Origin of the sequence: Curtobacterium sp. DN_7.5, assembly GCF_022655355.1 — a bacterium.
GTDB classification, from domain to species: domain Bacteria; phylum Actinomycetota; class Actinomycetes; order Actinomycetales; family Microbacteriaceae; genus Curtobacterium; species Curtobacterium luteum.
This window is the reverse complement of sequence record NZ_CP093378.1, coordinates 3,440,400-3,458,432: the sequence shown is the minus strand read 5'-3', so window position 1 is coordinate 3,458,432 and position 18,033 is coordinate 3,440,400. Positions and strand designations below refer to the sequence as shown.

Annotated in this window: 19 protein-coding genes; 5 read left to right on the top strand and 14 right to left on the bottom strand. The window is 74.6% G+C overall.

The annotated features are described in order from the left end of the window. Nucleotides 1–23: 23 nt before the first annotated feature. The 9 genes from MON03_RS16265 to MON03_RS16225 all read right to left on the bottom strand — a co-directional run bounded on the left by MON03_RS16265 (nucleotide 24) and on the right by MON03_RS16225 (nucleotide 9,631). On the bottom strand, nucleotides 24–332 hold the full coding sequence (locus tag MON03_RS16265) for a hypothetical protein (RefSeq protein ID WP_022903343.1): 309 nt from the start codon (nucleotides 330–332) through the stop codon (nucleotides 24–26). Then, nucleotides 325–816 carry a WXG100 family type VII secretion target gene (locus MON03_RS16260; RefSeq protein ID WP_242089493.1) on the bottom strand — a complete coding sequence of 164 codons (492 nt, stop codon included), beginning with the start codon at nucleotides 814–816 and terminating at the stop codon, nucleotides 325–327. The genes MON03_RS16265 and MON03_RS16260 overlap by 8 nt, the downstream gene beginning before the upstream one ends. A 101-nt stretch (nucleotides 817–917) precedes the next feature. After that, the gene (locus MON03_RS16255; protein ID WP_022903345.1) at nucleotides 918–1,208 is read right to left on the bottom strand and encodes a WXG100 family type VII secretion target; all 291 of its coding nucleotides are present in this window, start codon (nucleotides 1,206–1,208) and stop codon (nucleotides 918–920) included. Nucleotides 1,209–1,337: 129 nt separating this feature from the next. Next, nucleotides 1,338–1,667 (bottom strand): hypothetical protein, encoded by a 330-nt coding sequence (locus MON03_RS16250; RefSeq protein WP_242089491.1) that lies wholly within the window; start codon nucleotides 1,665–1,667, stop codon nucleotides 1,338–1,340. 1 nt (nucleotide 1,668) lies between these two features. Further along, complete coding sequence (locus MON03_RS16245) at nucleotides 1,669–2,442, bottom strand: hypothetical protein (RefSeq protein WP_242089489.1); 774 nt, start codon at nucleotides 2,440–2,442, stop codon at nucleotides 1,669–1,671. Between the two features lie 73 nt (nucleotides 2,443–2,515). Continuing rightward, nucleotides 2,516–3,316 carry a hypothetical protein gene (locus MON03_RS16240; RefSeq protein WP_242089487.1) on the bottom strand — a complete coding sequence of 267 codons (801 nt, stop codon included), beginning with the start codon at nucleotides 3,314–3,316 and terminating at the stop codon, nucleotides 2,516–2,518. 16 nt (nucleotides 3,317–3,332) lie between these two features. After that, nucleotides 3,333–3,893 carry an FHA domain-containing protein gene (locus tag MON03_RS16235; protein WP_277927263.1) on the bottom strand — a complete coding sequence of 187 codons (561 nt, stop codon included), beginning with the start codon at nucleotides 3,891–3,893 and terminating at the stop codon, nucleotides 3,333–3,335. Between the two features lie 60 nt (nucleotides 3,894–3,953). Beyond that, on the bottom strand, nucleotides 3,954–8,372 hold the full coding sequence (locus tag MON03_RS16230) for a type VII secretion EssC family protein (protein ID WP_242089482.1): 4,419 nt from the start codon (nucleotides 8,370–8,372) through the stop codon (nucleotides 3,954–3,956). Further along, entirely contained in the window at nucleotides 8,369–9,631 is a 1,263-nt protein-coding gene (locus tag MON03_RS16225) for an Ig-like domain-containing protein (RefSeq protein WP_242089480.1), read from the bottom strand. Before MON03_RS16225 ends, MON03_RS16230 begins: the two co-directional genes overlap by 4 nt. 44 nt (nucleotides 9,632–9,675) lie before the next feature. Here MON03_RS16225 and MON03_RS16220 point away from each other — a divergent pair, with 44 nt between their 5' ends. Together MON03_RS16220 and MON03_RS16215 are read left to right on the top strand one after the other, a co-directional pair. Then, nucleotides 9,676–10,341, top strand: a complete 666-nt coding sequence (locus MON03_RS16220; protein ID WP_242089478.1) for a hypothetical protein — start codon at nucleotides 9,676–9,678, stop codon at nucleotides 10,339–10,341. Continuing rightward, nucleotides 10,331–11,155, top strand: coding sequence for a hypothetical protein (locus tag MON03_RS16215; protein ID WP_175328305.1), 825 nt, complete (start codon nucleotides 10,331–10,333; stop codon nucleotides 11,153–11,155). The genes MON03_RS16220 and MON03_RS16215 overlap by 11 nt, the downstream gene beginning before the upstream one ends. 88 nt (nucleotides 11,156–11,243) lie before the next feature. Here MON03_RS16215 and MON03_RS16210 read toward each other — a convergent pair whose 3' ends face one another. From MON03_RS16210 to MON03_RS16190, 5 genes are all read right to left on the bottom strand, one after another. Beyond that, complete coding sequence (locus tag MON03_RS16210; protein WP_022904471.1) at nucleotides 11,244–11,939, bottom strand: CGNR zinc finger domain-containing protein; 696 nt, start codon at nucleotides 11,937–11,939, stop codon at nucleotides 11,244–11,246. 62 nt (nucleotides 11,940–12,001) lie between these two features. Further along, nucleotides 12,002–12,472 carry a SprT-like domain-containing protein gene (locus MON03_RS16205; protein WP_242089476.1) on the bottom strand — a complete coding sequence of 157 codons (471 nt, stop codon included), beginning with the start codon at nucleotides 12,470–12,472 and terminating at the stop codon, nucleotides 12,002–12,004. Next, the gene (locus tag MON03_RS16200) at nucleotides 12,469–13,314 is read right to left on the bottom strand and encodes a hypothetical protein (protein ID WP_242089475.1); all 846 of its coding nucleotides are present in this window, start codon (nucleotides 13,312–13,314) and stop codon (nucleotides 12,469–12,471) included. The genes MON03_RS16205 and MON03_RS16200 overlap by 4 nt, the downstream gene beginning before the upstream one ends. A 122-nt stretch (nucleotides 13,315–13,436) precedes the next feature. Next, nucleotides 13,437–14,162, bottom strand: a complete 726-nt coding sequence (locus MON03_RS16195) for a DUF308 domain-containing protein (protein ID WP_242089473.1) — start codon at nucleotides 14,160–14,162, stop codon at nucleotides 13,437–13,439. A gap of 275 nt (nucleotides 14,163–14,437) precedes the next feature. Further along, nucleotides 14,438–15,280, bottom strand: coding sequence for a spermidine synthase (locus MON03_RS16190; RefSeq protein WP_242089471.1), 843 nt, complete (start codon nucleotides 15,278–15,280; stop codon nucleotides 14,438–14,440). A gap of 156 nt (nucleotides 15,281–15,436) precedes the next feature. On the opposite strand from MON03_RS16190, the gene MON03_RS16185 reads away from it, so the two are divergent. From MON03_RS16185 to MON03_RS16175, 3 genes are read left to right on the top strand one after another with little or no spacing between them, the layout of a single operon-like run. Further along, nucleotides 15,437–15,943 (top strand): hypothetical protein, encoded by a 507-nt coding sequence (locus MON03_RS16185; RefSeq protein ID WP_242089469.1) that lies wholly within the window; start codon nucleotides 15,437–15,439, stop codon nucleotides 15,941–15,943. Then, nucleotides 15,940–17,118, top strand: a complete 1,179-nt coding sequence (locus MON03_RS16180) for a sensor histidine kinase (RefSeq protein ID WP_242089467.1) — start codon at nucleotides 15,940–15,942, stop codon at nucleotides 17,116–17,118. The genes MON03_RS16185 and MON03_RS16180 overlap by 4 nt, the downstream gene beginning before the upstream one ends. Next, complete coding sequence (locus tag MON03_RS16175; RefSeq protein ID WP_242089466.1) at nucleotides 17,115–17,768, top strand: response regulator transcription factor; 654 nt, start codon at nucleotides 17,115–17,117, stop codon at nucleotides 17,766–17,768. Before MON03_RS16180 ends, MON03_RS16175 begins: the two co-directional genes overlap by 4 nt. The last annotated feature ends 265 nt before the right edge of the window (nucleotides 17,769–18,033 follow it).

Below are 18,033 nucleotides of genomic sequence, written 5' to 3'. Positions count from 1 at the left end.
GTCCCCTCGTCCGTCGCCGCGGGTCATGCGAGCTGCGCGCTGAAGTCGGTCCAGGCCGTGTTGAGCGCGTCGATGGTCTGCTGGTACGCCTGGAGCACGAGCTGCGAGTGCTTCGTCAGGCCGTCGGCTGCCTCCGCGAGCGTCGTCGCCTGGGCCGACCACTGCTGGAACGTGGCCTGGAACGACGCCATCGCCGCGCCCTGCCACTCGGCCGGGAGCACGGCCGCGAAGGACTGCGCACCCTGCTGGAGCAGGAGGCAGTACTCGTGCAGCTGGGTCATGGACTGCACCAGCTGGGTGAGGGTGGCGATGTCGGCCTGCTGCTCACTCATCGGCCGTCCCTTCCTGCAGCGTCGCGGTGGCGTCCATCGTGGCGATGCGGCGGGTCCGTCCGGATTCGTCGGCGTTGCCGTTGCCCGCCGTCACCCCGCTCGTGACGACGATGTTGCCGCCATCCTGCGCGTCCGGCGTGCTCGCGGCGCCCTCGGTCCCCTCGATGCGGCGGACCGGGACGACCTGCTCGTTCTCGAGGAAGTTGCCGGAGAGGCCGGTCTCGTTGAGCTCGTAGGAGACACCGGCCTGCCGGAGCCGCTCGGCGAGGTCGCGGAGCGTCGCTGCGAGCGCCGCGGAGCCGGCCTGGAAGTCGGTCCACGACTTCTGGAACGTCGCAGCGTCCTCGCCCTTCCAGAGCACGTCGACGACGCTCTGCACGTGCGAGTTCGTCGACCCCACCTGTGACTCGAACGTGGTGACGACGGACTGCAACGTCTGTGCCACTTGCCCGAGCGTCTCGGTGCGGACTCGGTACTGCGCCATGGTCTCCCCCGTGGATCGGCCGTCGTGCGACCGGTGGTGAGCCGGTCAGCGGCTGGAGCGGACTGGTCTGGGCAGCCCTCGGCGGGGCTGCCCGGTCCGGATCAGCGGAACGTGCCCGAGATCGAGTTCTCCGACTCCTCGTACGAGAGGGCCGCGCGCGAGAGCAGCTGGCTGATGCCGGCGAGCGACTCCTTCAGCTGCACGGCCGACTGGTCCCACTGCTGGTAGAGGTCCTGGAAGGACGACGACGCGGCGCCCGACCAGTCGCCCCCGACGAGGCCGTCGACGAGCGACTTGAGGTTCTGCAGCTGCGACTCGATGGACTGCGAGCCGGACTGCAGCTGGTTCGAGACGCCCGAGAGCGACTCCGAAGTGACGCGGATGTCCGCCATGGTTCCCTCCAAGAAACACACGTGTCCCTGGGGTCGATCATCGACCTACCCCCCGATGAGTGCCCACCCCCGTCCGGGGGTCGACCGGAGCAGCATAACCGATGCTGCACCCTGCAACGAAAGTATTCGTCACCAACCCGGTTGTCCGGCGCATGCCCGACCGAGGAGGTCGACGCCGTGCTCGGGGTGCGTGACCGCGGCCCAGAGCGCTCGGGCGTCCTGGGCGTCGAGCGCCCGGTCGACCTCGGCGAAGAACACCGGTGCCGCCGCCACCCAGCGTGCGAGGCCCTCGTCGAGCGCGAGCGCCCGCGCGTCCTCGGTGATCGCCCGGAGCCGCTCGACTGCCGCGCTGACCGGCCGGAACCCGTCCGCACCCTGGGCACCGACGGCGCCGGTGAGGACCTCCATCACGGGGCCGCGGTAGCGGCTGCAGAACTCGACGGCGGCAACGTCGGTCACCTCACACCCCCGTCTTGCCGTCGAAGACCGCGATCCCCGAGTTGGTCCGGAAGAACTCCCCCTGGTCGAGCATGGTCGCCGATCGCGAGTTCGGCAGCCCGCGCCGCGTGGCCTGCGCCCGCAGCGCCCGGTCCAGCCGATCCGCGTCGGCGTCCGAGTAGTAGACGTCCCCGATGATCTGGATCGCTCCGAAGTCCGGCGCACCGCTCCGTGCCCAGAGCTTCACCCAGCGACGGAACTGCCGTGGCCGTGCCCGCTGCCGCATCGCCGGTCCGTCCTGGAGCGCGACCGTGAGGTAGTGGTTCGCCGACCCGACCGCCTGGGTCCACCGCTCGGCGAAGCCCTTGATCCCACCGGACTGCGCGTACCGGTCGGCGCGTGCCTGGTCGTAGACGGTGTACACGGCGGGGATCTCGTCCCAGCGCACGAGCCCGAGCAGCGGGACGTCGACCCCGGCGTCGGAGACGGTGATGCCGCGGTCCGGGTCGCCCAGCGTCTGCGCCAGGCGGTTGCGCCGGAACCGCAGGACGGCGAAGAAGTAGAAGGCTGCGACGATCGTGACGCCGTGCGCGATGATGATCGGCCCGAGCCGACCGAGCAGGCTCGTGACGACCTCGAGCGCGACGACGACGACCACGGTGCCGATCAGGGTGAGTCGCTCACGCCGGACCACGGACGCCCAGCGCGCCGGATCGGGCTTCACGGTCACCGGGTCGAGCCCGGTCGGCGCCCCGCCGTCCGGCACGCCCGGGTCCATCGGCTCGTTCGCGTTCATCGGATCGCAGCCCCTCGTCGTCGGAATCCGCGCAGCAGCCTACATGCGGGGGACGAGCGCGAGGCAGAGCTGGTCAGGACCTGAACGGGTTGCCGGTGGTGCTCGTCGGCCGGTCCGGCACGACCCCGTCGACGGCCACGCCGCTGAGCAGGCTCGCGTACTCCGCGAAGTCGGCAGCGCCGGACGACTCGACCGCGTGGATGCCGCGAGCCTGTGCCTGGACCAGGACCGCTGCCGTGATCCGGTCCGTGTCGCGCGGCGAGAGGACCGTGTCGAGGTCGAGGACGTACTGCGCGAACGCGGGACCGTTCACGTTCGGGAAGGTCTCGAAGCCCCGCACCCAGCGCTGGTCGACGACACGCGAGCGCAGCGCGGGAGCGTCCTCGAGCAGGAACCACAGGTGGCGCGTGGCCCCGCCGTTCCCGGCAGCCCACCGCGCAGCCGTCCCCGCCAGACCCGGCCGTGCCAGACGCCGAGCAGTCCGCGCCGACTCGTCCACCGCGAACACCGCACGGACCTCCGACCAGTCGACGAGCGGCACGAGCGGGGTGTGGAGCCCGATGTTGGACACGCCGAGCAGCAGCCCCGGCTGGCCCCCCGCGGGACGGAGCAGGGCGAGGCGACGCCGGAGGAGCACGACGCCGAGGATCGCACCGACGACGAAGAGCAGCGCAGCGAGGACGATCGGTCCGGTGCGGCCCCAGGCGACGGCGGCGACGAGGACAGCCGTGACGACGACCAGCAGCAGCACACCGTCGCGGAGGTTCCCCGCCGCGATGCGACGGAAGCGCTCGGCGTCGTACCGGACCTCGAAGCGTCCGTCCTGCGCGAAGAAGGCCCGCCAGCTGTCCCGCGTCGCGTCGTCCAGAATCACGATCCCACCGACCCCGTCACCGCACCCGCGCCCCCACCGACCCGAACCACAGCTCGTCCCCCGGCACGAGCTCGACGGCGAGCCCCTCCGGGCACCGGTCCTCCCGGTCACCACGGCGGAGCACGGTGCCGTTCCCGGACCCCCGGTCCACGACGCGCAGCCCGTCGGGCCCGAACTGCAGCGCCGCGTGCACGCGCGACATCGACCGGTCCGGGTCGTCGACCGCGAAGGCACGGGCACCCTCGCGGGCCGCGATCTCGTCGGGACGACGGCCGACCAGGACCGTGCCCTCCTCGACGAGGAGCGTCTGCCCGGTGGTGAAGACCAGCTGCGGGAGGGCGCCGGACGGGGCCGGCGTGACGGGCGCGCGCCGTGCCTCCAGGCCGGTCGCGGGAGCGGGGCCGGGACGGGCGGGCGGTGGCGGGACCGACGCGGAGGGCTGCGGTGGGACGTCCGCCGTGTCGCCGACGGCGACCGGCGTCGAGCGCCGACCACCCGTGGCGAGCTGGCCGCAGGCCAGGCAAAACATGCTGTTCGGGCGCAGCTCGGCCCCGCAGTACGAGCAGCGTGCAGCCATGCGGACCACCCTACGTGGCCCGGGAGGCCCGGATCACCGCGTGCTCCCGACCGCCGTCCGTCAGGCGGCCGGGTCGGGCACCTGCACCTGCGTCCACTCGCCGCGACGGTGCAGCGCGCCGCCGCCGGCGGGCTGGCGGCCGACCATCCACTTCGGCACCTTCTGGCCGAAGAGCTGCGTGCCCATCAGGGCGCTCGTCGGGGAGAGCAGCAGGCCCTCCTGGGTGCGCCGGACCTCGCCGTACGGCCCGGAGAAGGTCTTCGCGGCGGCGTCCGGGTTGGTCGCGACGACGAACACGAACCGCGCCTTCTCGCCCATGAGGGAGTTCTCGAGCGGGGTGTTCGCCACGAGCTCCGCGTCGTCGACGAGCACGGTGACGGGTCCGGAGGGGTCGTCGTACCGGCCGAGCGCCGGGGCGAGGTCCATGAAGCCCATCGGGTCGGCGAGGAGCGGCACGCCGACCTCGCGTGCCCAGGCCGTGAACACCGAGTCCTTCGTGGCGACGGCGATGACGGGTTCGCCGGTCCAGACGAGCTGGTGCGCGATCGCGGTGAGCACGGTGGAGCGCCCGGTGCCGCGCTCGCCGACGACCTGGAACCCGCCGGCCGCCGGCCAGTCGAGGGTGATCCGGGCGAGTTCGTCGCCGCCGACGCCGATCGTCGGCCCGGTCGGGTTCGAGCGGGCCGCGACCGGGAGGTCCTGCGAGTCGGCGAGGGAGATGCGGGGTGGGAGCGCGTCGACGCGGAACGGGCGGGGACCGGCGGTGCCTCGGGCGTCGGTGGTGTCCGCGGCGTCCGTGGCGTCCGTGCTGTCGGTCTGCTCCGTCCAGCGGACCCGCGCGGTCTCGACCGTGCCGCGGAGGGCGGCGGTCTGCGCCTCGGCGGAGGCGTCCTGCCCGAGGACGGCGAGCTGGGCCTCGCGGACGGTCGGCCCGAAGAACACCCGGCCGGCGGGGACGCTCTCGGGGAGCTCGCGGACCATGACCCCGGCGCTCCGGTAGTCGTTCGTGTCGCGCATCGGCAGCACGTACTGCTCGCTGATGAACCCGGCGATCTTGTCGGACGAGACGGTCCGGTCGCCGGTGACGGCGACGCGGATGCCGGCCGCGGGGCCCTCGCGGAGGACCCGGGTCATCTGGTCGCGGATCGGCAGGAGGTCCTCGGGCTGCATCGAGCTCGTGGCACGGTCCCAGCCGTCGACCCCGACGACGATGTACGGCAACCGGTCGGCGTCGGACGCTGCCGTACGACGCTGCTCGACGATGGTGCCGACGGCGGCCTGGGACAGCACGGCCTGGCGGCGTGCGAGCTCGGCGACGAGGCGGTCCATGAGCCGCGGCAGCCGGGAGGGCTCGAGCGGCGTGACGACCGCGCCGGTGTGCGGTGCCTGCGCGAGCGGCAGGAGCCCGCCGTTGCCGTGGTCGATGACGTAGAGGTGCAGGTCGGCGGGGCTCATGCGCTCCACGGTCTGCGCGAGCACGGTGCGGAGCGCGGTGGTGCGACCGGAGAGGGCCGCGCCGAGGAACAGCAGGTGCGTGCCGGCCTCGAGGTCCCACACGAGCGGCCGCTGGGTCTGCTGCCCCGGCACGTCCTCGATGCCGAGCGTGATCGTCGTCGGCGCCCCGGTGCCGCCGGCCACCTGGGTCAGCGGGAGCAGCGCGGGGAGCGGCATCAGCCACGGTGAGGCGTTCTTCGGGATGCCCATCGCCTCGGTGGCGCGGGTGACGACGTCGACGAGTGCCCGGAGGTCGGTGTCGTCGTGGTCGACCGGAGCCGCCGCGTGCCGCTTCACCGGGAACCGCGGCGGGTAGGCCAGGCCCTCCCAGTCGACCGCGGCGACCTTCGGCAGCTGCCGCTGGACCCGCTGCACGCCCTGTCGGATGCCGGCGACGCGCGCGGTCTGGAACCCGCTCGGCAGCGCACCGAGCCCGGCCCGGACGAACCCGCGACCGGGCGTCGACTGGCTGATGAGCGCGGCTTCGGGGGAGCCGAGCACGTCCGTGGAGTCGGCGCGGTCGGTGACGCGGAGCGCGACGCGGAGGTTGATGTTCGACTGCATCTCGGGCGTGATGACGCCGCTCGGTCGCTGCGTCGCGAGCACGAGGTGCACGCCGAGGGACCGGCCGACGCGGGCGATGCGGACGAGGCCGTCGATGAAGTCCGGGTGCTCGGTCTTCAGCTCGGCGAACTCGTCGATCACGATCATCAGTCGCGCGAGCCCGTTCCGTGCGGCGGCGTCGGGGTCCTTCGCCCAGGCCGCGTCGACGTCCTTCACGTTCAGCTCCGGGACGCGGAGTGCGGTCTCCCGGCGCTTCAGCTCGGCGTCGAGCGAGGTGAGGGCGCGCTCGGTCTCGCGGGCGTCGAGGTTCGTCACCATGCCGACCGTGTGCGGCAGGCGCGAGCAGTCCGCGAACGCCGACGCGCCCTTGTAGTCGACGAGGACGAAGTTGAGCGCGTCCGGCCGGTTGGCCATGGCGAGCGACACCACGAGCGCCTGCAGGAACTCGGACTTGCCGGAACCCGTGGTGCCGGCGACGAGGGCGTGTGGGCCGTCCGCGGCGATGTCGATCGCGAACTCCCCGTCCGCGCTCGCGCCGACCACGACGTGCGTCCGACGCGGTGCGCGCTGCCAGCGGGCGACGATCGGCGCGGCGTCGTCGAGGTCGACGCCGAGGAGGTCGACGTACCGGACGCTCGTCGGCAGCATGCCCTCGTCGCCGACGCCCGAGACGTGGCGGATGGAGCAGAGGCTGCGGGCGATGCGCTCGGCGGTCGGCACCGAGAGCCCGTCGAGCAGCACGGACGCGTGGTACGCGGCGTCCGACTCGAGCCGTGCGAGCGAGCGGTCGTCGGGGTCGACGGCGATCACGGTGCGCGACTCCTCGGGCAACCGTGCCCGGTCCGTGTCGAGGGCGACGACGTGGACGCCGACCCGCGCGCCCTGCTCGAGCACCTGGACCATCCCGGGGAGCGTGCGGTAGTCGCGGGCGCCGTCGACGACCACCACGACGTCGGTGTCGAAGTCGCCGGCGCTCACCGCGGAACCAGCGCGGCTGCGCACCTGCACGAGTGCGGCGAGGTCGCGGAGGCGCTCACGCCGGGAGTCATCGGTGTTGCCGATCAGCGCGAGCGCGCCGTCCTCGGCCTGCTGCGTCTGGGGCAGCCACTGCGTCCACGCCCACTCCGGCGCCGCGTCGTCGCCGCACACCACGACGATCCGGGTGTCGCGCGGGGAGCGCAGCGCCGCGACCGCCGCGAGCATCGAGCGGACGAGCGCGCGGGTCACGTCGGCGGGACCGGCGACCCCGACCACACCGGCACCGAGGTCGACCGAGACGGGGGCCGGCGCGACCCCGACGTGGTGGGCGCCGGTGTGGCGGGACGAGCCGCCCTGGAAGTTCGCGGCGAGCGGCACCTCGGCCACCCCGACCCGGACGTGCAGCGCGTCGGCGTCCCGCTTCCGTCGCTCCCACAGCCGGGCGAGCGGCCGCGTGGCGATGTCGCGCACCACCACGGGGTCGACGCTGCGGTACCAGGAGTCGAGCCGCTGCTCCTTGACGAGCCCGGCGATCCGGACGCGGGTGTCCGCGATGTCCTGCCGCCACTCCTCGAAGGTCTTGACGCCCTTCTTCTTCGCGCGGGACCGCTGCGTGAGGAAGGTCCCGACGACCATCACCGGCGAGGCGGCGGCCATCATGAGCATGATCGGGCGGGCGAAGACGATCGCCATCGTGACGCCGAGCACCACCGGGATCACGGCGGACAGCCACGGCATGGGGGTCTTGTCGACGTCGTCGGGCTGGTCGCCGGGGAGCACCACGGTCGGCGGCGTCGCCGGGGGCATGATCCGCGAGGTCCGGTTGAACCCCCGCATGCCGACCTCGTCCTGCGCCAGGTCCGCGTCCGGGTACGGCTCGATGCCGATCCGGAACACCGAGCTGCCGATCTGCACGACGTCCGCGGGGACGATGTCCGTGCTGCCGGTGACGTCACGACCGTTGACGGCGACCCCGGTGGCGTCGTCGATGACGGTGAGCACGGCGCGCAGGGGGCCCGCGCCGACGGGGATCGCTCCGGACGGTGTGGCGGCCGGGTCGCCGTGGTCGAGCGAGATCGTCGCGTGGTGCGGACGGAGCCAGGGGTCGGCCACGCAGAGTTCCATCGCGCCCGAGCTCCCGATCCGCAGCGGACCGTCCAGGGGCAGCGGCACGGTCTCCCCGGAGAACGGCCCGCCGACGACCTCGAGGCGTGGCCTCCCGGGCGGGAGGTCGCTCGGCGCCCGCACCGGCAGCGTCGAGCCGTTGAGGATGCCGACCTCGGCGAGCGCCGCGCCCGGGTCGGCGCCGGGGGCGATCGCGGCGGCGTCCACCCCGAGCCCGGCGGCGACCTCGGCGACGCTCGTCACGTCGGTCGCGTCGACGACGAAGGTCGCGTGGGGAGCTCGTCGGCTCGGGTCCTGCAGGCTCAGGCGGAGCGTCATCGGCTGCCTTCCGTGATGCGGTCGAGTGCGGGGAGAAGGGATGTGAGGAGACCGGCGCGGTCGGTGGCCGCGGCGTCGTCCTCGGACGGCAGCGTCGCGACGACGCTGTGCGCGCTGGGGGTGCCGAGCGCGGTCTGGAGGCCCGTGGCCGGGTAGCGGACGCCGGTCTCGGTCGCCTCGCCCTCCTCGGGTGCGAGGGTCCCGGTCGCGGTCGCCGCCGTGCGGCTCCCCGAGCGGGGCAGCACGGTCACGGTGCCGGTGGCCTGGTCGCCCGAGTCGGTGCGGACGTGGAACGAGAACTGGTCCGCACGGGTCATCGAACCCGAGGGACGGTAGGTCGCGACGCCCGCATCCGTGCACACGACGGTGCCGGCGACCGCGGACCCGCAGTCGGAGAACCGGACGCGGCCCTCCCGGGCGGTGGCCAGGTCAGCCAGGTCGATGCGGAGCACGCCGTCCCGGCCGAGCCGTCGCACGGTGTCCTGGGCGAGGAGGTCGCTCGTGCCCGCCGCGACGAACACGACCCGGACGGTCGCCGAGCTGCGCTGCCCCTGGTCGTCGGTGACCCGGAGCCGGACCGACGCGGTCCCGGTCCACGACGCCGGCGGCCGGACGACCAGTCCCGTGCTCGTCACGGTGGCGACGACCCCGGCGGGTTCCGCGGACACGACCCGCGTCCGCGGTCCGGCGGCGCACCCGTCGCACCGGACGCCGAGGTCGCTGTACGGGACCGAGGCGGTCGTGCCCTCCTCGAAGGGGTAGTCGTACGTCTGCTCGGCCACCGTGGGCGGCGTCGGGGGTGCGAGTGAGACGAGGTACGTGACGTCGAGGTCGAGCGACCCGTTCCGCTCGGGGACCGTCATCGTCACCGTCCCGAAGTCGGGCCGGTAGCCCTTCGACGTCAGGCTCAGCGAGTCGCTCGTGCACGCGGCGCCGACGCCCGTCGGGACGTTCACACGCCCGCAGTCGACGATCGCCCAGCCGTCCCCGAGCGAGACCTCGGCCTTCCCGACGTACGGGACCGCGATGCGGACGGGGTCGGACCCGGCCTGCGCCTGGCCGCCTGCCGCGCCGGAAGCGGCCTGCCCGCCTGCCGTGCCGGACCCGCCCGCCTGCCGGACGGAGGCCGCGACGGCGGGGGCGGCCGTGCCTCCCGGCAGTGCCTGCGGGACCACCAGCGCCAGGGCGAGCAGCAGCGCCGAGCCGGCCACGACGCGGAGCCGCCCCCGACCGCCTGCTTCCTGCTGCCCCCGGAACACGCCCTTATGATAGACGGCGCACCGTCCACGGGGAGGATCGCCGCATGAGCACGACGTCGTCGCGTCCCGCCGTGTCGGACGGCCCCGGCGCCCCGCGGGTCCCCGACGTCCCGTCCGTCCCCGCCGTGCCGTCGGCGCCCGCGCCGGAACACCACGGCGACCGCGGCTCCGGAGCCCGACTCGGCTGGGACCCCGGGCAGCCCGCCCTCTACGAGCAGTGGGGCGTCCCCGCGACGGCGCCGAAGCGCGCGATGGGGTCCGACATCGGGGTCCTGCCCGAGCTCGAGCGCACCGAGACCACCCGCCGGCCGCTCTGGAAGCACCCGGCGTTCATCGTCTCCGCGGCCCTGGCGTTCGTCGCCGTGGTGGTGGCCGTCGTGATGATCGTGCACGCCGTCACCGCGGAGGGACCGCCGGCGGTGCGGGACCTCGCCGTGGAGCAGGGGTCCGGCAACGTCCACGTGTCCTGGAGCGGGCCGGACGTCGCCTGGTCGGTGTACGTCGTCGAACCCGGCACGAAGCCCGTCGACGTCACCGGGCAGGCCCGCGGCACCGAGGTCTGGCTGCCGACGTCGGGCGGCCTGTACGACGCCGACTCCTGCTTCGTCGTGCGGGCCACCGCGGCGAACCAGGGCAAGGCCGTCCCCACCGACGCCGGCACCCGGTCGGCCCAGGGCGCGGACCAGGTCTGCCTCGGCGATGCGGGCTGAGCCGGGGCGCCCGCGCGTCCGGGCCGGGTCCGTCGCGGCCACCGCGCTCGCCGCGGCCCTCGCCCTGACCGGCTGCTCCGGCGCCGACCCCGCGGACGTCGCGGTCACCCCGACCGCCACCGGGTTCGGCGGGCAGGCACCCGTCGACGGCAGCCGCAACGGCATCGAGACGGTCGACGGGCCCACCGCCCTGCGGGACGTCCTCCGCGCCGTGCGGTCCCGGTCCGTCGTCGCGACCGGGACCGTCACCGAGCTCGTCCCGGATCCTGCAGCAGGCAACGGTACGGCGGCCCGGGAGGGCAGCGGCGACACCGTGCCCGGTCGGACGATCCGGTTCGCCTACCGCGGCGTGCCGGACGACTCCTCGCTCCGGCTCACCGTCGGCGACGTCACGCTCGATGCCCGCCGACGGGGCGACGAGGTCTGGGTCCGCGGCAACCGGGCCTTCGCCGAGCGGACCGGCCTCGACGACGCCACGACCGGCCGGGTGTGCGTCGCCGCGGGCTCGTCCGCGCTCCGGACCTTCGCGCCGTTCACCACCCCGGAGGACCTGCTCCAGGCACTGCTCGGCGCCGACGCGGACGTCACGCTCCACCCCGGGGCCGTGACCGGATCGGGGAAGGCCGCGCGGGCGCAGGTCGTCGTCGCGAGCGGGTCGTCCCCGGTCGGGTCGCTCGAGGTGTCGGCGGTGGGGCAGCCGCTGCCGTACTCGCTCCGGGCTGCCGACGGCACGGGGACGGTGTCACTGTCCTTCTCGTCGTGGGGTGCGGACCTCGGGCTCGCGGACCCGGACGACGTCGTCGACGACTGCTGAGACCGGCGGCCGGGCGGCGCGGCCGACGGCGTCGGCTCCGTCGTGCTGCCCACCCGTCGTGCGGGTGCGCAGAACGCCCTGCACGTGCTCAGGCCCCGGCGCGCCGTGCCCGGTGCGCCCGCACCTTCGCCCGGTTCCCGCAGCGCTGCATCGAGCACCACCGGCGGGTGCCGCCACGCGACGAGTCGTAGAACACGAGCCCGCAGTCGGCGGCCGAGCAGCGGCTCAGGCGCGTCGGCCGTCCGTCGGCCTCGGCGTCGTCGAACCCGACCTCGGTGAACAGGGCCACGGCGTCCCGCGCCACGCTGGACAGCGCCTGCGCCAGCCGCACGCGGTTCGCCCCGGCCCGACGACGACCGCCGGGCAGGCTCGGCGGCACGTCCGGCAGCGCGGCGAAGAGGTTGACGGTGTCGATGTCGTCCGGCGCCGGACGGGTCCGACCGGTCCCGGCGCGGAGGCCCGCGGCGACCGCGGTCCGTTCGGCTGGCGTCGTCGCGGGGGCCGGGGCGGCGGCGACGGCGAGCCGGGCGATGGCCGCCCGGAGCGCCCGGGCGTCCTGCAGCTCCCTCGACGTCGCGCCGACGTCGATCGGCTCGGTGTGGTCGCTCAGCCACTCGTCGAGGTCGGCCGGCGTCGCGAGGAGCTCACCGAGCTGGGCCCGGGATCGGTGGCCGTCGGGGTCGTCGGCGAACCCGCCGGTGTGCGCGAAGTCGAGGGCGATCCGGCCGGCGTCGAAGAACCAGGAGGATCCGGCGTCCGTGCGGATGTGCTGCCCCGTGTGCATCCGCCCAGGCTAACGGGTTACGACCGCGGCACCAGCGGGTGCTCCGGTCGTCGGAGGACGGTTCAGCGGCCCGCGGGCGTCGCCGTCCGCCGCTGCCAGGTGATCACGTTGCGGGCGTCGAAGCGCCGGGAGCACCTCGCGCAGGCCAGTGGTCGGGTCGGCGTGCGGTAGCGCACGTGCTCGTGCCCGGCGGGGCACGCACCTACCCAGGGCGCGAGTTCGGCGGCGACCGGGCCGTCGTACAGCCGCGAGCCCGTGTAGCCGATCGCGGCCGCGGTCCGTCGCCAGGCAGGACCGTGCGCCGCGCGGGCACCCGCCAACGCGTGCGCGATCTCGTGGAGCAGCACCTGGTCCGCGTCGTCGTCCGAGAACCGTGCGGCGAGGTGGCGGCTCACCGTGATGCGCCGCTTCGTGAAGTCGCACTGCCCCGCGCGGGTCTTGGCGTGGTCGAAGGCGAACGACCACGAGGCATCGAGGTGCTGCGCCATCAGGACGGCGGCACGGTCGCGGACCTCGTCGAGCCGCCCCGTCATCGCTCGGGACGCGGGTCTGCCTGGCCCTTCCGCGCGGCGCGGGCCGCGATCCGGCCCCAGATGTCGTCGGCCTCGGTGCGGGCCGCGTCCGGGGCGCCGAGCACGCGGCGTCGGACCGGCGGCTCGGTGTCCGCCACCGACGGTTCCGGCCGGGAGGCCCGTGGTGCCGCCTCGACGTCGTCCTCCGCCCGGCGGGCGGCGACGTCACGGGCCGTCCGCGGCTTCTCGGGCTGCGCGTCGGCCGTCGAGATGGACGCGCGCATCGCGGCCTCGACCGCGGTGCGGAGCGCGTCGGTGCGCTCCGAGGGGGCGCCGGCCTGGCGGAAGGCCTGGTACGCCCGGGACAGTGCCGAACGGGCCTCCTCGTAGCGACCGCTCTCGAACAGCGACCAGCCCTCGAGCTCGGCGGCGGCGCCCTCGAGCTCCGGCCACTCCTCGGTGCGGGCGGTGTCGCGGGCGAGCGCGGCCTCGGTGGCGGCGCGCTCGTGCCGTCCGAGGTCGTGCAGCACGTGGGCGCGACGGATGCGTGCGGCGACCTTGTCCTGGCGCTCGCCGGTGAACATCGTCAGGCGGAACACCTCCTCCGCGACCACGAGGGACTCGTCGAGCCGACCGAGCAGGCGGAGGAGCTCGGCACGCTCGGCGAGGGCCTCGGTGCTCCGGCTCTGCCCGAGGTCACGGAGGCGCTGCTGCACGGCCTCGGCGTCGACGGCGGGTCGGAGGCTGATCGGCGCGAACGTCGAGCCCGGGCTGACGCCGGCGGTCACGGGCGCGACGTGACGGCCGTCACGGGCGCGGTCGGTCCGGTCGTGCGGCTGGCGGTCTTCGGGCGGGAGGGACATCGGTTCGAGGGTAACCGCGCCCTGCCGAGAGCGGGCGGTGCCACGCGCACGGGGGGCACGTACCCGCAGGACGGCCCGCCGTGCCGGAGCACGACGGGCCGTCGAAAGGAGGCGCCTCGATGTCAGAGCTGCGTCGAGAACGCCACGCCCAGCACGATGTAGAGCACGATCGGCGACACCACGGCGATGATCAGCGCGACGACGCCGAACGCGCGGCCACGCTTCGTGACGATCGCGATGATGCCCTGGATGATCGCCCAGATCCCGAGGAGCGTTCCGATGAGGGCGGCGACGCCCGCACCGCCACCGCTCGCCAGCAACGCGGGGTTGTCCATCATCTGCCGCTCGAGCTCCTGCTGCCCGGACTGCGTCGCGCCGGAGCCGTTGAGCAGCGTGTCGCGGAGACCGGAGTCGCTGCCGAACGCGTTGCCCAGCACGGCTCCGGCGATCACGGCGAGCGCCAGGGCGAGGAGCGCGACGATGAACGCCACGACACCGACGGTCTTCTTCTTCCGCGCCGGCTCCGGCGACTGCCAAGCCGGGGCGCCGTGGTCCGGGCCGGCGCCGTACTGCTGCTGGTGCCGGCCGTCGTTCCACACCGGCGCTCCGGCACGGTCGTCACGACGGTCGTGCTCACCCTGCCCGTATTGCTGCTGGCCGTACTGCTGCTGCCCGTACTGCGGGGCCGAGTCGCCGTCCTGCGGGGTCTGCTCGCCGTACCGGGGCGCGCCGTCGCGGTCGCCGTACTGCTCGCCGTACTGCGGGGTGGACGCCGGCTCGGCGCGCTCGCCGTAGCGCGGCTGGCCGTCGGTCGGCCGGTCCTCGTTGCTCCGGTCGTCGTTCGTCATGGCGTGCGGTCCCTTCGCTCGGTCGTGCCCTGCACGGTCGTTCAGCCCATCCTGCCCGCCCGGCCCTCCGAGCGCGCGACGACGCCACCGGGGCCGGCGTCCGGCGGCTCGTTGCAGATGCAAGTCGCACGACGACGACGGCGTCGTTCTCCAGCGGGGTCGTTCCTTGCACGTGCAAGCAACGACCCCGCCGCTGTCGCACGACGACGGCGTGGTCGTTCGGCAGCGACGCTGCCCCCCGGACCCGGCGCGCGCGGACGCCGCCCCCCCCGCCGTCACCCGCCGAACACGCTCCGGTTCGGCTCCGGCGACGCCACCGCCGTCTGGTCGGTGACGATCGGCGCACCGGCGACGAACGCCCGCAGCTCGGCCCCGTGCACGACCTTCGCCGGCATCGGGTCGGAGGAGTACCGCCGCGGCATGTCCGCCACGGGCAGGTCGGTGGGCGAGCCGAGCAGCACGATGTTCCCGAACCGCCGGCCCTTGAGCATCCCGGTGTCCGCGACCGCCGCCACCGAGGGCAGCACCGACTGCAGCGTCGCCGCCTGACCCCGAGCGAACGCGAGCCCTGCGCCGTCAGCCACGTTCACCGCGACGATCCCGGTCGGGGAGAGGAACTCGGCCACCGACCGGTAGAACTCGACGCTCGTCACGTGCGCCGGGATCTGCGAGCCGCCGAACACGTCGACCACCACGAGGTCGACCGTGCCGCGCAGACCGTTCGGCAGCTTGCCGAGGACCTCGCGGGCGTCGCCGTACCGCACCCGGATCGACGCGCCGCGGGGGAACGGCAGGACGGCCCGCACCTGGTCGACGAGGTCCCGTTCGAGTTCGACCACCTGCTGGCGCGACCCCGGCCGGGTCACCGCGACGTACCGCGGCAGCGTGAGTGCCCCCGCCCCGAGGTGCAGCGCCGTGATCGGCCCCGGCGGCAGCAGGTCGATCGCGTGCCCGATCCGCCGGATGTACTCGAACGCGAGGTGCGTCGGGTCCTCGAGGTCGACGTGCGACTGCGGGGTCCCGTCGACCACCAGCGTGTACGACCCCGGCCGGTGCCGGTCCGGCTCCACGACCGCGTAGCCCGCACCGATCCGGAACCCGTCGAACGCATCAGCCATGCCCCAATCGAACACCACCCGGGATCACCACCCGCACCCCCACCCCTGGTCGGTGTGCCCGCCGACCCCCGCGAACGAGGCTGGGAGCACCCCGACGGGAACCCCCGCCGGCCCCGGCGGCACCCCCGTCGGCACCTCGACCGGAAGGCCCGCACCATGTCCGCCCACCTCGTCGTCAACGTCCTCCTCGGCCTCGCGCTGGTCGTCTTCCTGGCGTACCGGCAGGCCACCTGGCAGTACCTCGATCCGGCCCGCATCTGGCGGACGCCGCTCGTCATGGGTGTGGTCGGGGTCGTCGTGCTCGCGAACAGCGGCGTCACGGTCACCACGACCGACGTGGTGTTCCTCGCGATCGAGGCCCTCGTCACGATCGCGGTCGGTCTGACCACGGGCAGCATCACACGCTTCCGGACCGTGTCGACGCCGGACAGCAAGGGCCGCACGCTCCAGTCCCGGACCGGATGGGCCGGGGCTGCGCTCTGGATCGTCCTCATCGTGGTGCGGATCGGGCTCGACGTCGTCGGCGGGCACCTCGGCGCCCACCTGCTCACCGCCACCGGGACGATCCTGCTCGTCCTCGCGCTGAACCGGGCGGCCCGCGCCGTCGTCGTCGACCAGCGCATCCCCCGCGGCGCGGGCCGAGCCAGCATGATGGTCCGGTGACCACGACCGCCGACCCCGAGCGGACCGACCTCCCCCGCGGTGACGAGGGCGGACGGTCCCGTTCGGGCGTGGCCTGGGCGCTGAACGCCCTCGGGGTCGTCGTGGTCGGCTTCTGGTTCGTCCGGAACGGCCTCGGCCTGCACCACCCGGCGTGGGTCTGGGCCGTCGGCGGCGTCGCGCTCGCCGCCTGGGTCGTCCGCGAGGTCACCCGGTCCGTGGTCGTGGTCCGCGCCGCCGCCGGCGTGATGATCGTCGCCGGGTCGCTCGTGGTCGTGCCCACCGACGCGCTCATGGTCGTCCCGGTCGTCGTCGGCGTGGTGCTCCTCGGGGCCAGCACGGCGCTGCCGGTCTGGGTCGGTGGGGTCGCGGCACTCGTGGGCATGGCGATCGTCGCCGGGTCCGCGGCGGTCCTCGGTGCCTCCGTGCAGTTCGTCCTCGGTGCGAGCGCCGGTCTCCTCCTCGGTGTCCTCGTCGGCTTCGGTCGGCGGCAGCTCCGGGTCACCGAGCTGCGGTCGCGCGAGGTGCTGCAGGAGCAGCAGCGTGCGGCGCTCCTGGCGGACCGGTCGCGCGCGGCACGGGACGTCCACGACGTCCTCGCGCACTCGCTCGGTGGGCTCGTGCTCCAGCTCGACGCGGTCGAGGCCCTCCTCGAGGCAGGGCGCGTCGACGAGGCCGCACGCCGCGCGGGGGAGGCCCGGACCCTCGCCGCCGACGGCCTGGCCGAGGCCCGCCGAGCCGTCCGCGCGCTGCGCGACGACACGGTCCCGACGACCGACGCCGACGCGACGGACACGACCCGCGCCTCCCGGCTGTCGGCCCTGCTCGACGACCACCGGTCCTTCGGCGGCTCCGTCACGGCGCACGGCACCGAGGTGCTCGACGAGCTCGACGCGGCGCACCGCGCCGCGGTGGTCCAGATCGCCCGGGAGGCACTCAGCAACGCACGCAGGCACGCCCCCGGCCGCCCCGTGGCCCTCGAGGTCGTCCGGGACGGCTCCGCCGTGTCCGTCACGATCGCGAACCCGCTCGGCTCGGACGGCCACGGCATCACCGGGATGCGCGAGCGCGCCGCCGAGCTCGGCGACGGCTCGACCGTGGAGGCCGGGGTCCGCGACGGCGCGTTCGTCGTGGTGGTGCACCTCCCGGCAGCGGTCCCGCCGGAGGGACGGCCGTGACGATCCGCGTCCTCGTCGTCGACGACCAGGCGATCGTCCGCGACGGCCTGGTGACGGTGCTGTCGCTGGTGCCGGACCTCGAGGTCGTCGGAGAGGCCGCCGACGGGGCCGAAGCCGTGGCGGCGGTGGAGCGTGAGCGGCCGGACGTCGTCCTGATGGACCTGCGGATGCCGGGCGTCGACGGGCCCACCGCGACCGCCAGGATCGTCGCCGGCCACCCGGAGGTCGGCGTCCTCGTGCTGACCACCTTCGCGGACGACGACTCGATCGTGACGGCGCTGCGGGCCGGTGCGCGCGGGTACCTCACGAAGGACGCGGGGCGGACGGAGATCGCGACGGCGATCCGGGCGGTCGCGTCCGGCCAGGCGACCTTCGACGCCTCGGTCGGGGCGCGGCTCGTCGCCCGGCTCGCCGGGGCACCCGCCGCCGATCCCGCGCCGGCAACGGCCGCGGACGTGCGGGCCCGGTTCCCGCAGCTCACCCCGCGCGAAGCGGACGTCCTCGAGCGGATCGCCGCGGGACGCACGAACCCGGAGATCGCGGCGGAGCTCTTCCTGACCGTGCCGACCGTGAAGTCCTACGTGAACCAGGTGTTCGCGAAGCTCGGGGTCCGCAGCCGTGCGGAGGCAGTGGCGCTCGTCCTCCGCTGACCCGCGCCGCCCCGCCCGCACGCGGCTCCCGCGTCAGCGACGTTGACCGCGCGCTCGTGGACCGCCCAGGCGGCGCCAAGGGACGTCACGTACCGTTCACGCAGTCGTCACCCGGACCGTGTCGATGCAGGCGACCCCACACCGCCCGCGTCCACCCTCCGCCGTGACCGCGACGCGCCCGCCCGCGCCCCCGGTGCTGCGCCCGCCGTCGCCGGTGCACCGATGCGCCGCCGTCCGGCGTGCCCCGCTCGCCCGGGCCACCCGA